This is a genomic window from Nonomuraea thailandensis (genome assembly GCF_024172165.1).
Taxonomy (GTDB): Bacteria; Actinomycetota; Actinomycetes; order Streptosporangiales; family Streptosporangiaceae; genus Nonomuraea; species Nonomuraea thailandensis.
The window spans coordinates 1-12,456 of the sequence record NZ_JAMZEB010000003.1; the positions used below are offsets into that span (position 1 = coordinate 1).

Here is a 12,456-nt window from a genome sequence, read left to right on the forward strand (position 1 = left end):
TCCTTGTCGCTCAGCTCACTTAGGCGGCCAAACCATCAGGGAGCCGAACGACGTAGTGGATCGCTCGTCATCTAAGAACGCCCCGCTCTGCGGGGCTTTCTTACGTTCTGGGCAATCTCCTTCGTGCGGTGCGCCTGCCGAGGGCTAGGCAGCCACCATCTTGTCAGTGTGCAGGGGCGATTGTGCCTGAACGGCGGGTGTCGCCGAAGCGAGTCCCAGCGCCATCAAGACCAAGTGCTCAATAGCTTCGGAACGCGACATGCCCGACTGCTCCAGCGCGTCGATCGCTTCAACGGCCTCGTGGCGCTTGAAACGCACCGTTACCTGGGAGACCGTGGTCTTGGGCCGTCCGGGTTTGCCTTTGCTGCTCATGGTCGCCAATCATGGCGTACGAATGAGTCGCGATTCCATTGCTGCGTGGGCGTGTCGCGTAACAACTTCCCGCATTTCTGCGCATGGTCCGCGCGGCTGCCGCAACGCCATCACCGCAAAGCTGACAAGCATGCACGCATGCACGCATGCAGAACAGCCTTCAAATCTCCGTGGCTGCGAAAGGCTGTCGTTGTGCTCGGACATTCACCGCCGAGGTGTCGTTCCTGATGCTCGCTCGTACGCCGCCCTGAGCCGGCAGTGATGCTCCGAATCACCGACAGGACCCCTCGGGACCTGAGTGCCACTGGCACGGGGATCTGCCCCCGTTGAATCCTCCAGCAACCGGCTAGCCTTCCGCCGTGGATCTCTACTTCGATCCAGTGTCTCTGCTCGGTGAGGCGCGAGCGACGTTCCAGGGGCAGTGGGCGGATCGTCAGTGGCTCAACGTGCCCGGCCCGTTCTACGGCGCCGCCACCGACAACTGCTGCACCGGCCGGACCCACGCCCCGGCGCTCGTGCTCTATGAGGGCGAGTACTTCACGGAGTACGTCTACCGGCAGCCACGGACGGCGCAGGAACTGCGGCAGCTGGTCGACGCCGCGCAGGCCGAAGTGCTCTCCGGCTACGGCTGTGACGGCGATGCCCACTGGACGCCGGCAGCGGTACGGGAATGGTGGCGCGACCGGGCTCGGATCAGCGAATATCTGATGGCTCGGCGATCCGTCTGGGAGGCCGACGATGAAAGGTCCGGGCAGGGTAGTGCCGGCGCCGCGAACGACTACCTGGCGTACCTCGATGGAGAGTTGGCCGTACACCTTCAGATTTATCTCTTCTGGCTCCACGAGCGGCGTGCACCCACACCTACGGACCGGCTGCCACAGCTCTAGCCGGCGCAGCCGTCAGCCGTCAGCCGTAACCGGACGGCAGCGACTTGCACCACCGGCCGGTGATTACGCCGTAATCACCCAGCACCCAGCCCCACCCCCGGCCCACCAGACCAGCCGGTGATTACGCCGTAATCACCCAGCACCCAGCTCTACTCCCGGTCGGCCAGACCGGCGCGAAGCTCCTTGACCGCCGTCTCCAAGATCTGCAAGATGGCGCGCGCCTTGGCGGGCTGCCGCTGCGCCACTCTTCTGAGGACGCGCAGGTTGCCCACCTGATGGGCGGCCGCCTCGACCCGGAGTGCCTCGTCCAGGGGGTCCTCGTCGCCGGCCGGACGCGGCTGGCGCTCGGCGGGCGGCCCTTCCTTCGCGGCCTCTCCCGTCACCGGCTGCCGGCGTTCGGCTTGCGGCCGCCCGGCCTCCGGTTCCGCGGGAGGGGCGGGAGGGGCGGGCATGGCCTGCTGCTCGGGTGGCAGCTTGCCGATCTCGCGGGCGTCCTCGATGCGCAGCCGCCCTCGCGTGAGGGCGTCCTGCAGTTCGGAGGTCAGGTTCAGCAGGACCAGGCGCTGGGAGATCCATCCCTGGCTCTTGCCGAGCACGGCCGCGGCCTCGCGTTGGGAGAGGTTCTCCTCCTCCATCAGGTCCCTGACTCCCCGGGCCTCTTCCAGGGGCGCCAGGCCGTCACGCTGGAGGTTCTCGATGAGGGCCGTACGCCGTGAGGCGACGGCGGACTCGCGTACCTCCACGGGCACCTCGACCAGGCCGGCCAGCTCGGCCGCGTGACGGCGGCGATGGCCGATGAGGATGACGTAGGGCTCCTGGCCGATCCTGCCGCCGTGTTCGGGGTGCGCGGTGAGCCAGGCGTCGCGCGGCACGACGACCAGCCGCTGGAGGATCCCTTCCTCGGCGATGGTCGCGGCCAGCCCTTCGAGGTCCCGGAGTTGCTCGCGGGGGTTGGCGGGGTTGTCGGCCAGTTCGCTGAGCTTGATCTTGTCCGGCCACTTCGGCGGCTCGGACTCGGCGGTGGCGCCGACCATCAGCGAGGCCAGGCTGGTGCGCTTGCCCGCCATCACGCGTCCGCTCCGGTGCGCTGCTGGAACTCCAGCGCCAGCCGGTAGAAGTCCTCGCGGGCCTCCATGGCCACCCGGTTCTTGGCGTACTGGGTGACGACGATGCCTTCCGCCGAAGCGCGGGTGTGCACCTTGTAGTGGCGCACCACCGTGCGGGCCAGCGGCCAGCCGTGGGCGCGGACGAACTGCTGCGTCTCCTCCAGATCGGCCCGCCCGTCACGGGGGTCCCAGTTGTTGATGACGACCAGGTAGGGAAGTTTGCGCCGCTTCAGCACGTGCTCGATGGTGTTGAACGTCGGCTCGAACGACAGAGGCTCGGGTTCGATGGGCACGAGCACGTCGTCGGCGTTGTCCAGGACCGCGCGCAGCGCCCTGCCCGCGTCGCCCTCGCCGAAGGGGTCCTCGCCGCGATCGGAGAGGATCGGCATCCAGCCCGGCGTGTCGACCCACACATCGGTGACGCCCGGGATGAGGCGCAGGTTGGACAGGCCCGCGATGTCGTCATGGGCTTGGACGAAGTGGAAGGGCAGCGCCTCCACGCGATCCGACCACCACACCGCAGAGCCCTGGGGGTCGATGGAGACGGTGACGACGGGCGGCTGCCCCTCAGAGGTGAGACCCACCACGTCAGCGCATACGGCCGCGAGGTTGACGGTGACGGTGGACTTGCCGACGCCGCCCTTCTGATTGAGGACGACATGGACTTTCGCCATTACGGCTCCCGCTTTCTTCCGTGTGCTTCCCAGCCCGCCGGGCTGGTACTTCGGACGAGAGCCACTCTCTCAGATGATCAAGTGATTACGCCGTAATCACTTTGGCGGGCCGCATGGTGCCGGGGAAGCAGGCTTACGGCAGCTTCCCGGGCGGGGAAGGGCTTCAGACCTCCAGGGGGATGCAGGGCTGACCGCACGGGAGCTGGAGGTGCTGCGGCTGCCGGCCAGCGGGCTGAGCAACGTGGCCCGCATCCCGTCCAGGCCGTCGTGCCCGCCTACGAGACCGGGCTGGTCTGCCCGGGCGCGACGTGACCGTGCGGAACCTGCTGCTCGGCTGGTCCGCGGGGCGAGGAGGGAAGGCCGGCTCGCCGGAGCCCCATGTCAGGTGGCGGGCACCACGGCGGGCTTCTCCTGGCCCGGTGATTACGGCGTAATCACCGGCGCCGCCTGGTTCCCCGCCCGGCGGGCGGCCAAGCGGTTCCGGCGCTGGAGCTGCAGAGGGATCGGGCATATGGACTGGGTCGACGGCTGACCTACCGGGCGTTTCTCCGGGCGAGGCGTTGCAGTTGCCCGGTGTGCACGTCGCTCACCCACTCCCAGCCGGGCCTGGCCGAGGGGCCGATGCGCGGGTCATCGGGATCCCGGCCGTCCCGCAGGGCGAGCACGTACGCCCGGTCCTGGTCGATCCGCGCCTGTGCCTGGCCGGGCCCGCCGACGGACCCGTGACCCGGGACGACGACGCCGGCCTGGCCCGCCACCTCCTCGAGCAGCCGCAGCGCCGCCAGGTAGTCCTCGATCGGGTCGGCGCCGTCCAGGTCGAGCATCGGGACCAGGACGTCGGAGAGCATGTCGCCGGCGACGAGAACCCCGCGTTCCGCGATCAGCAGCGCCGCGTGGCCGGGCGCGTGCGCCTGATGCTCGATGAGCCGGGCTCGGGGGCCGTCCCACGGGATCTGCGTGGTTCCGGCGGGCAGGCCGGTGATGAGGCCGAGCAGGTCCAGCGGCACCTGCCCGGCGATCTCCGTCTCGAGCAGGTGCTCGGCGATGCGCTCCTTGGCCTCCGCGTCCGGCAGCTGGTCGCGGACGGCGGCCGCGCAGCGCGCCGTGCCGTAGCGGGGCGCCTGGCCGAGGCGGGCGTGCCAGAGCAGGTGATCCCAGTCCGGATGCGTGGAGAACCCCGCCACGACGGGCAGGCCCGCCTCGCCGAGGTCGTCCGCGAGGCAGCCGAGCTCGGCGCCGGTCACCCCGGGGTCGATGAGCAGCACGCCGTCCCGGCCCCGCACCACGACGGCGTTGCTCTGCACGAACGCGCTCTCGTGGACCAGCACCCCGTCCGCGACCTGCCTCAGCACGAGCCCGCCTCCTTGGCGTCCTGGACGGCGTAGCGATGCATCGTGACGCCCTGCTCGAACGATCGCTGCTCGATCAGCTCCAGGTCGACCGGCATGTCGTAGTCGTCGAACAGCGGCCTGCCGAAGCCGAGGATCGCGGGATGGGTGAACAGCAGCAGCTCGTCCAGCAGCCCCGCCCGGAGCAGCTGCGTGGCGAGCGCCGCGCCGCCCACGCTGATGTCGCCGCCGGTCCCGGCCCGCAGGGCGGCCAGTTGCTCGATCGCGTCGTCCCCGCCGATGATCCGGGTGTTGTGACCGGCGCTGCGGCGGGTGCGGGAGACGAGCACCTTGGGCTTGGCGGTCCAGATCCGGCCGTACTCGTGGATGAAGTCCGGCAGCGAGGCGTCCTCGTGCGCCCGCGGCCAGGCCTCCTCCATGACCTCGTAGTAGACGCGGCCATGGACCATGAGCGCGAGCGAGCGCGTCAGCGCGTTGGCCGTGCGGTGCAGTTCCTCGCCGATGCGCAGCCACTCGCCGGCGCCGTTGTCCCCGGGAACTTGCTCGATCCGCAGGTCGAGGGACACCTGCATCGAATAGACGAAGCGGCCCATCAGCTCCTCTTCCCAGGAGTGCTTGTATTTTGCAACTACTATAGGTAGGGCGAAAAACCTGTCAAGGAGGAATGGTGGAACCACGGTCCGGGTGTCCGGTCAACGCCGCCGTCGAGGTGCTCGGGGACCGCTGGTCGCTGCTCGTGCTGCGCGACGTCATCTTCGGCGACCGCCGCTACTTCCGGGCGCTGCTCACCGGGTCGATGGAGGGCATCGCCTCGAACATCCTCGCCGACCGTCTCGTACGGCTCGTCGAGGCGGGGCTCCTCACCCGCGGCACCGCCATGCGGGGGCAGCGCGCCCGCTACAGCCTCACCGAAGCCGGCATCCGGACTCTGCCGATCATCTGCGCCCTCGGCGACTGGGGGCTCGACTGGCGCCCGGGCAGCGCCGGCCTGCGGGCCCGGCAGCGGCTCATGCGCGAGGAGGGGCCGGCGTTCGTCGAGGAGCTCATGGACGAGCTGCGCGCCCGCCACCTCGGCGCCCCGCCGAGGCCGTACGACGGCCCGGGCCCGTTCGAGCGTCTCGAGGCCGCCTGCGCCGCGGCCGGCGAGCAGGAGCACCTCGATCAGCGGTGACGGAACGGGTGCGGCATACCCCGCGGCATACCGGCCCCGCGTACGGTTGCCCGCGCCGCTTGACCGCTACGAGGACAAGGCGGGAGGATCTCCCGCCTTGTCCTCGTCCGCCATCCAGCCGGCGATGTGCCCGCGCAGCTTCTTGCGCTCCTTCGACGGGGGCTCGCCGGCGTCACGTTCGACGTCGAAGTGAGCCGTGGAGATCGCGGCCGGCTGGTCGGGCACCTCGCTGCGCCGGATCTCCTGACCGATGACCGCACGACCACGACCGGATCGGCGCCCGGCATGAGGGCCACCACGCCGGCGACGGCGGCGAGCACCAGGACGCCGGCGGCGATCCCCGGGGGAGCAGCCACTTCCGCGCTCCGGCGGGCGGGCACGAGCCGCACGCCAGTAGCCGTCGCGAGCGCTCGTTGAAGATCCCTTACGGGCGTCGGCCGCCAAGCCGCTGAGGGGGAAGGGAGTTGTCCTACACCGACGGCCTCTCGCCCCTGGCGAGCTCCCGGGCCCGGCCGCCTTCGCGGAGCCGGCGCAGGTCGGGGATGTGGTTGTACAGCGTCCCTGGCGAGACGCCCAGCAGCTTGGCGATCGAGGTGATCGAGTTGTCCGGGTTGGGCAGCATGTCGCGGGCGGCGCGGAGCAGCTCGGGGGTGATGACGGTGGGGCGGCCGCCGGTGCGGCCGCGGGCCTTGGCGGCGGCCAGGCCGTCGCGGGTGCCGGCGACGATGAGCTCGCGGATGAACTCGGCCAGGGCGGCGAAGACGTGGAAGACGAGGCGGCCGCCAGGGGTGGTGGTGTCGAGGTTCTCGTGCAGCGAGGTGAAGCCGATCTCGCGTTTGCGCAGGCCGGCGACCATGGTGATGAGGTCGGCCAGGGAGCGGCCGTAGCGGTCGAGCGACGGCACGACCAGGGTGTCGCCCGCGGTCAGGAACGCGTGGCAGGCGGCCAGCTCGGGGCGCTCGGCGGTCTTGCCCGACTTCTTGTCGGCGAACACCTTCCGGCACCCGGCGGCCTTGAGGGCGTCGAGCTGGCGCTGGAGGTTCTGGCCGGTGGTGGAGACGCGGGCGTAGCCGATGCGGATGTCGGTCGGCCGGGCGGGGAAGGCGGCCAGCGGGTCGGCGGGCGGCTGGAGGACGTCGGTCACGCCCGTCATCCTCTCAACAAACGGTGTTGGAGGGTTGTTGAACCGCCAGGGTTGTTGAACGAGTTTTTGAAGGCTTCCAGGGGGCTTGGAGGGTTGTTCGGGCGGATCTTCAGAAAACGATCGTTAAATGAAGACCGGTTCACCGACCTCCCCGCCGGTGGCGCCGGCCCGGAGGCGGGCCGGACCGGCGCGCCCGCTCATCGCTTCACGTACAGGTCGCTGAAGAGCCTCGGGAACTCGTAGCCGTGCAGCGTCTCGTGGCACACGTACGCGATCCATTTTCCCGCCACGACCCCCTCCTGGCCGATCTGGTCGCACCACGCGCTGGAGCCGAAGTAGGAGTTCTCGAACACGTAGCCAGGCGGCGGCGTCCAGGCCGAGGTGGCGGCGGCGGGGCCGGCGGTGAGGACAGAACCGGTGGCGCCGGTCACCGCGAACGCCGCGATGACGAGAAGGCGATTTCCGTTGCGCATGTGACGCTCCTTTTCAGAGTGAGAGGGGTGGCGGCGGCAGGACAGGCCCCAGGCGGCCCTCAGAGCGCGAATCCGAGCGTCCCGACGAACCGGCCGGGGTCGAGCAGCGCGTTGCGGCCGATGCCCGCAGCGGCCAGATCGATCGGCCGCAGCCGGGTCTGCATCCCCGCGGTGGCCAGCAGCCGATCCAGCAGGTGCCAGCCCGCGAACGACGTGGCCCGTTCGGCCAGCCCCGCGTCCACGGTGACGCCGCTGTCGCGGTAGCCCTGCCAGAAGGCCTCGACCAGCGGCCGCACCGCGGCGATCTCCGCGGCCCCCCGCTCCAGGATCAGCTCGCGGGTGAGGGTCACACCGGGCCCGTAGACCTTGTCCACATCGGAGTTGATCTTCCTGATGGCGTGGTGCAGCCACTCGCCGGCGAAGGCGCCGACGTCGCGTGCGGGGTCGGCGACCCGGGCCTCCTCCCAGTCGACCACGTGGAGCCGGTCGTCGTGGAGCAGGAACTGGTCCAGCCGCAGGTCACCGTGGCAGGAACGCAGCTCCACGGACTTCTCGCGCTCGCGCAGCGCCTCCAGGGCGGTGATGAGCGGCCTGTCGTTCTGCAGCAGCGTCCAGTAGTGCAGCTCGGCCACGCGCGCGGAGGAGAACAGGCTCAGCGGCAGCGCGTGCAGGGCCCAGGTGGGCGGCAGCGGATGCGCGGAGCGGTCGGCGATCAGCGGCAGCCGGTGCAGGGCGCCGATGGCGCGGCCGCAGCGGTAGGCCAGGGGGGCGTCGAACTCGCCCTTGGCGGCGAGGCTGTTGCCGGCCAGGCCGTGCTCGAGCCATGCGAAGACCAGCAGCCGGTGCTCCTCGTCGTGGCCGAGCAGGGGCGGGCAGCGCAGGTCGCCCGTGCCGCCGGCGGAGATGGCCTCCTGCAGGTCCAGGACGCGGCGGAACCGGATCAGCGCCTCGTCGCGGTCGCCGTCCAGGCGCTTGACGAACACCCGCGCGCCACTGCTCGTGTGCCCGGCCCAGTTGTTGTTGCGGCCGGCGAAGGATTCGAGGGTCTCTTGGGTCAGGGTTCCCAGCCCGAGCCGGTGCAGCAGGTCGTTGACCTGGGGCGCATCGTCCAGAGAGGAGGCGCGCAGCCGCTCTTTCGGAAGAAGGGCAGTAGTCGACATATCGAGATGATGCCAGGGGCCACGCCTTTTATCTGCGGAGAAGGCACCAAGCGGACGGGCCAATGACACCAAGGTGACAAAGGCTTGCGGCGGCTTCGGCGGGCCGGTCACTATTGAGCCATCCGAACGGCACAGCGGTTCGGCCGGAACGAAAAACGAAGAGCACTTCAAATATAGGAGAAAAAGATGGCTGAGAAGGACCTGGTCGACGGTTTCGAGAACTACACCGACCCCGAGGAGCTCGCCTTCGACGAGAACGGCGACGAGGAGAGCCCCAGCACCCCGTGGTGCATCGCGAGCATCGTGATCACCGCTTCGGCCGGCTGCTGACACCGGTCCCGGCCTTCCTTACTCCTTGGGACTGTGCCCGCCGTCACCCTCTGGTGGCGGCGGGCACAGTCTTTGTGTTTCCAGCCGCGCGCGAAATTCAACAGGGCCGCCCGGTGGCGCGATGGTGCCATTCTTTTGCCAGCGGTTCCATTTTCCGCCCATTATTGGTTGATCCATAGGTTTCGGTTTTCTGGGGTCACCCCGCCCCTCTTCATATGGGAGAAGAAGATGGCGAAGAAGCAGCTGGCCGACGGTCACGAGGCCCACACCGAACCGCGGTGCTCCGACGCCGACGTCCTGCCGGCCGGCAGCTGAGGGGAGCCTCGTCATGGACGGCAACAGCACGGCGGTCCTGGCCGATGCTCCCGCGCTGGCCCCGGGTCTGCGCTCGCTCATCGAGGCGGTGGACATCGCCCCGGACCGGCTGAGCGCCCGGGTGGGCGGGCGGACGGTCGAGGTGGACAGCCCGCGCGCGCTCTGGCCGGCGCTGGGGACGGCCATGTACGAGGTCTTCCACAGCGGCCACCAGCACGACCCCGGCATGCGCCCGGGGATGCGCGACCCCGGCCTGGAGCGTGCGCTGACCGCCGGGGTGCCGCACCGTTTCACCACCGCCCTGGCCAAGGTGCACGCGTCCGAACCCGACTGGGTCGTCGAGCTGCTCGACGTCAGGGTCAAGGTGCCGGCGGACCGGGTGGTCGCCGTGGAGGGCGACGGCCTGGCGGTGGTGCGGGCGGACGCGATCAGGCCGGCGCTCTCCCCCGGGTTCTTCCTCTGCGACGGCTCCGCAGGGACGGTGCTGGGCGCCGGGCCCATCCTGCGGCTGTACGTGCACCTGGCCGACCCGGTCTTCACCCCGCCCGCCTGGGCGGGCGCGCTGACGGCCCTGGAGGAGGCCAAGGTGCCCTACCGGGCCAAGGCGTTCTCCAATCCCGCCGGATACCCGCGGCGCGACGCCATGGTGTTCTACCTGGAGGAGCAGGGCTGGCCGGCGCTGGAATCGCTGGTGACGGCGGTCTCGGCGTTCCCCGGCCGGCTCGAGGACACCTCGCGGTTCGCCCGGCGGGTCGGGCCGGGCCTGGCCGTCGCGTGGGATCCCGCCGACGACCGGCCGGGGATGAGACGGCTGAGCTTCGGCGAGCACCGCGCCCGGATCCTGGCGCAGGGGCTGCTGGCCGGCGGCGATCCCGCCGGGGCTGTCGCCGGAGCCTTCGCCGCGGCCGGGATCGATCCCGGCGAGCCGTTCCGCAACCGCACCTCGCCGCGCTTACGGATCGGGGGTGTGCCGCTGTGAGCCGGTCGTCGGTCATCGTCCCGCACCAGCCCGGGAAGATCGGCGAGGTCGTGCCGTACGCCGATCTCGTCAAGCGCGGCCTGGCCGCGCGGTTGTGGCTGGGGCAGTCGCTGCGGCTGGAGACCCACGCGGTCATCGCCTACCTGGCGGGCGCCGGCTACCGCATCCCCGTGGGCACGTCGGTGGCGCTGATGGCGCTGCGCAATCCCGCCGAGGCGGCGGCGCAGGCGCGGTCACTGGCCGTGCTGACCGGGCATCGCCTGGTGGCAGGGTTCGGCGCCTCCTATCCGGCGCTGGTCGCCCAGCTCACCGGCGCCGCCCCCGCGCGCCCGGCCACGGCGGCGGGCGAGTACCTGGCCGCGGTCCGCACGCTGCTGGACGGCGGGGACGTGCGCGGCTTCACCCTGCCGCCGCTGCGTCACCCGCCGGTGGAGGTAGGGGCGGGGGTGCTGCGGCCGGGCATGGCCCGGGCCGCCGGGACGCGCGCGGATACCGCCATCACCTGGCTGACCCCGCCGTCCTACGTCAAGGACGTCCTGGCCCCGGCACTGGGGACAGGGCCGCGGATCGTGACCGTGGTGCACGCGGCCGTCGCCCGGCCCGGGCGCGACCCCGCGCACCTGGCCCATCTGGCGGCGGGCGCCCACCTGCAGGCGGCCCACTACACCGGCATGCTGCGCGCGGCCGGCATCGACGCCGATCCGTCCGACACCCGCGCCGGAGCGCGGGCGCTGGTGAGCTCGGGCCTGTTCGTCACCGGCACCGCCGCGCAGGTCGCCGGACGGCTGGCGGCCTACCACGCGGCCGGGGTGGACGAGGTGGTCGTCAACACCGCCGGCGTCTGGCTCGCGGAGGGCCCGCACGCCGCCGTCCGCGACGCCGAAGAGATCCTTACCTGCCTGGGGAGAGGCGATGCCACGGACTGATCTCACCTACCCGGCCTTCTCCGGCGAGCGGCTGCTCCTCATCGTGACCGGCGCCCTGTCGGCGGCCTTCCTGCCCGGCTGGCTGTCGTGGCTGCGCGCGGGCTACCCCGCCCTGGAGATCCGGCCGGTCGTCACGCGCAGCGCCCAGCGGTTCATCACCCTGGACGCGCTGAGCACGCTGTGCGGGCAGCCGGCCATGTCCGACGAGTGGCCGGCCCACGTCACCAAGGGGGCTCCGCACGTGGAGCTCAGCCTCTGGCCGGACACGGTCCTCGTCTACCCGGCCGGCCTGCACTTCCTGGCCAGGCTGGCCCTCGGGCTGGGCGACACCCCGGCGATCCTGGCGCTGCAGTGCACGCCGGCGCCGATCGGGATTGCGCCGTCACTGCCGCCGCACGGCCTCACCAGCCCCGCCTACCTGGGTCACAAGCGGCTGCTCGACCAGCGGCCGAACATCGTCATCGCCTCGCCGAAGGCGGGGTTCAGCGTCTCGACCGGCCAGATGGACGCCTCGGTCGCCGCGCCGATGCCCGTACTGCTGGGGCTGGTCGAGCGGCTGCGACACGAGATGAGCCCGTCCTCGCGCCCCGGCATCACGGAGTCACCATGACCACCATGACGACCACCATGACGACCACCACCAGCACCCCGCTGCACGAATTCGGCACCTCCTCCGTCCACACCTCGATCTACCGCAACGGCGCCGAGTACACCTGGGTGCGCAGCCCCGGAGCGGCCTACCCGGTGCCGCTGCCGGCGCTGTCGGCGGACCTGCGGGCGCTGCTGGGCTCGGTCCATCCGGCGCTGCGGCTGCCCGACGTCGACGGCAGCATGTACTACAGCGCGGACGGCACGCTGCCGGCGGCGAGCTGGCTGGCCTTCGACGAGGACCTGGTGCGGCCCATGCTGCAGGACGCGCTGCGCCAGGCCGGGGCGGCGCTGGCGGCCCTGCACGCCCTGCCGCCGCCCGGGGAGGTCCGCCGGCGCCATCCGGGGCCCGCCCGGCTGGCCTCCTGGCTGCGCGGCCGTTGCGAGAGCCCCGCCTCCGTCCGGCTGCGCGAGCACGCGCTGGCCCGGCTGGGCCGATCCCGCTGGGAGCGGCTGCAGGCGATCTGCGCGGACCTGGGGGCGGCGCCGGCCGGAAGCCTCCTGCACGGCGCGGCCAGCATGGCGCTGATCGTCCCGGTCAAGGGCGGCGGCGGCAACCTGCTGGCCGGAGAGGACCTCTCCAGAGGGCCGTGGTGGCTGGACGTCGGCTGGCTCGTCGCCGAGCTCGTCGAGCTGCACCAGGCGGTCCTGGCGGGCATCGCGCCCGCGCTGGAGTTCTCCTACCGCGGCCTGGCCGGGGCGCTGCTGGAGGGGTACGGCCGCGTCCCGGACGTCGAGACCCTCGGCGCCCTGGCGGTGCTGCGGGTGCTCACCCACGCCCGCGACTACGCCGCCTACATCGGCTGGGACGACCAGCTCCACCTGTACGTGGAGATCGTCGCCGGCCTGTTCGACCAGCGACTCGGGGCGGAGGCGGCCAGGACGATCGTCGGCCGGCCGGCCCTGGAAAGTGACGGATGAC

16 protein-coding genes are annotated in these 12,456 nt (G+C 71.3%); 7 read left to right on the top strand and 9 right to left on the bottom strand.

The window, feature by feature from the left end; all coding sequences use genetic code 11:
- Positions 1-144 precede the first annotated feature (144 nt).
- The gene (locus tag HD597_RS63420) at positions 145-372 is read right to left on the bottom strand and encodes a hypothetical protein (protein ID WP_253760176.1); all 228 of its coding nucleotides are present in this window, start codon (positions 370-372) and stop codon (positions 145-147) included.
- Positions 373-731: 359 nt separating this feature from the next.
- Here HD597_RS63420 and HD597_RS63425 point away from each other — a divergent pair, with 359 nt between their 5' ends.
- Positions 732-1,259, top strand: coding sequence for a hypothetical protein (locus HD597_RS63425; RefSeq protein WP_253760178.1), 528 nt, complete (start codon positions 732-734; stop codon positions 1,257-1,259).
- Between the two features lie 149 nt (positions 1,260-1,408).
- On the opposite strand, the gene HD597_RS63430 is transcribed toward HD597_RS63425, so the two are convergent.
- From HD597_RS63430 to HD597_RS63445, 4 genes are all read right to left on the bottom strand, one after another.
- Complete coding sequence (locus HD597_RS63430; protein WP_253760180.1) at positions 1,409-2,326, bottom strand: ParB/RepB/Spo0J family partition protein; 918 nt, start codon at positions 2,324-2,326, stop codon at positions 1,409-1,411.
- Positions 2,326-3,039, bottom strand: a complete 714-nt coding sequence (locus HD597_RS63435; protein ID WP_253760182.1) for a ParA family protein — start codon at positions 3,037-3,039, stop codon at positions 2,326-2,328. The genes HD597_RS63430 and HD597_RS63435 overlap by 1 nt, the downstream gene beginning before the upstream one ends.
- A gap of 533 nt (positions 3,040-3,572) precedes the next feature.
- Positions 3,573-4,391 (bottom strand): MBL fold metallo-hydrolase, encoded by an 819-nt coding sequence (locus tag HD597_RS63440; RefSeq protein ID WP_253760183.1) that lies wholly within the window; start codon positions 4,389-4,391, stop codon positions 3,573-3,575.
- Complete coding sequence (locus tag HD597_RS63445; RefSeq protein WP_253760185.1) at positions 4,385-4,981, bottom strand: dihydrofolate reductase family protein; 597 nt, start codon at positions 4,979-4,981, stop codon at positions 4,385-4,387. The genes HD597_RS63440 and HD597_RS63445 overlap by 7 nt, the downstream gene beginning before the upstream one ends.
- A gap of 71 nt (positions 4,982-5,052) precedes the next feature.
- On the opposite strand from HD597_RS63445, the gene HD597_RS63450 reads away from it, so the two are divergent.
- The gene (locus HD597_RS63450) at positions 5,053-5,559 is read left to right on the top strand and encodes a winged helix-turn-helix transcriptional regulator (protein ID WP_253760187.1); all 507 of its coding nucleotides are present in this window, start codon (positions 5,053-5,055) and stop codon (positions 5,557-5,559) included.
- A 66-nt stretch (positions 5,560-5,625) separates the two neighbouring features.
- Here HD597_RS63450 and HD597_RS63455 read toward each other — a convergent pair whose 3' ends face one another.
- The 4 genes from HD597_RS63455 to lxmK form a co-directional block, all read right to left on the bottom strand.
- The gene (locus tag HD597_RS63455; RefSeq protein ID WP_253760189.1) at positions 5,626-5,784 is read right to left on the bottom strand and encodes a hypothetical protein; all 159 of its coding nucleotides are present in this window, start codon (positions 5,782-5,784) and stop codon (positions 5,626-5,628) included.
- A 244-nt stretch (positions 5,785-6,028) separates the two neighbouring features.
- On the bottom strand, positions 6,029-6,703 hold the full coding sequence (locus tag HD597_RS63460) for a recombinase family protein (RefSeq protein ID WP_372513661.1): 675 nt from the start codon (positions 6,701-6,703) through the stop codon (positions 6,029-6,031).
- A 197-nt stretch (positions 6,704-6,900) separates the two neighbouring features.
- A complete protein-coding gene (locus HD597_RS63465; protein ID WP_253760191.1) occupies positions 6,901-7,176 on the bottom strand; it encodes a hypothetical protein in 276 nt (91 codons plus the stop codon).
- 59 nt (positions 7,177-7,235) lie between these two features.
- Positions 7,236-8,336 carry a class V lanthionine synthetase subunit LxmK gene (gene lxmK / locus HD597_RS63470; protein ID WP_253760193.1) on the bottom strand — a complete coding sequence of 367 codons (1,101 nt, stop codon included), beginning with the start codon at positions 8,334-8,336 and terminating at the stop codon, positions 7,236-7,238.
- Between the two features lie 186 nt (positions 8,337-8,522).
- Between lxmK and HD597_RS63475 the strand changes: the two genes are divergently transcribed.
- The 5 genes from HD597_RS63475 (at position 8,523) to HD597_RS63495 (ending at position 12,455) form a co-directional block, all read left to right on the top strand.
- On the top strand, positions 8,523-8,666 hold the full coding sequence (locus HD597_RS63475) for an LxmA leader domain family RiPP (protein ID WP_253760195.1): 144 nt from the start codon (positions 8,523-8,525) through the stop codon (positions 8,664-8,666).
- Positions 8,667-8,994: 328 nt separating this feature from the next.
- Complete coding sequence (locus HD597_RS63480) at positions 8,995-9,960, top strand: T3SS effector HopA1 family protein (protein ID WP_253760197.1); 966 nt, start codon at positions 8,995-8,997, stop codon at positions 9,958-9,960.
- Positions 9,957-10,886, top strand: a complete 930-nt coding sequence (locus HD597_RS63485; RefSeq protein WP_253760199.1) for an LLM class flavin-dependent oxidoreductase — start codon at positions 9,957-9,959, stop codon at positions 10,884-10,886. Before HD597_RS63480 ends, HD597_RS63485 begins: the two co-directional genes overlap by 4 nt.
- Positions 10,873-11,496: a flavoprotein gene (locus HD597_RS63490; RefSeq protein ID WP_253760200.1), complete on the top strand. Its 624-nt coding sequence runs from the start codon at positions 10,873-10,875 to the stop codon at positions 11,494-11,496. The genes HD597_RS63485 and HD597_RS63490 overlap by 14 nt, the downstream gene beginning before the upstream one ends.
- Positions 11,493-12,455, top strand: coding sequence for a hypothetical protein (locus HD597_RS63495; RefSeq protein WP_253760201.1), 963 nt, complete (start codon positions 11,493-11,495; stop codon positions 12,453-12,455). Before HD597_RS63490 ends, HD597_RS63495 begins: the two co-directional genes overlap by 4 nt.
- Position 12,456 lies beyond the last annotated feature (1 nt).

Coding starts and splice junctions, on each gene's coding strand:
- HD597_RS63420 (WP_253760176.1), bottom strand. CDS start 372: ATGAGCAGCAAAGGCAAACCCGGACGGCCCAAGACCACGGTCTCCCAG.
- HD597_RS63430 (WP_253760180.1), bottom strand. CDS start 2,326: ATGGCGGGCAAGCGCACCAGCCTGGCCTCGCTGATGGTCGGCGCCACC.
- HD597_RS63435 (WP_253760182.1), bottom strand. CDS start 3,039: ATGGCGAAAGTCCATGTCGTCCTCAATCAGAAGGGCGGCGTCGGCAAG.
- HD597_RS63445 (WP_253760185.1), bottom strand. CDS start 4,981: ATGGGCCGCTTCGTCTATTCGATGCAGGTGTCCCTCGACCTGCGGATC.
- HD597_RS63450 (WP_253760187.1), top strand. CDS start 5,053: ATGGTGGAACCACGGTCCGGGTGTCCGGTCAACGCCGCCGTCGAGGTG.
- HD597_RS63465 (WP_253760191.1), bottom strand. CDS start 7,176: ATGCGCAACGGAAATCGCCTTCTCGTCATCGCGGCGTTCGCGGTGACC.
- lxmK (WP_253760193.1), bottom strand. CDS start 8,336: ATGTCGACTACTGCCCTTCTTCCGAAAGAGCGGCTGCGCGCCTCCTCT.
- HD597_RS63475 (WP_253760195.1), top strand. CDS start 8,523: ATGGCTGAGAAGGACCTGGTCGACGGTTTCGAGAACTACACCGACCCC.
- HD597_RS63480 (WP_253760197.1), top strand. CDS start 8,995: ATGGACGGCAACAGCACGGCGGTCCTGGCCGATGCTCCCGCGCTGGCC.
- HD597_RS63490 (WP_253760200.1), top strand. CDS start 10,873: ATGCCACGGACTGATCTCACCTACCCGGCCTTCTCCGGCGAGCGGCTG.
- HD597_RS63495 (WP_253760201.1), top strand. CDS start 11,493: ATGACCACCATGACGACCACCATGACGACCACCACCAGCACCCCGCTG.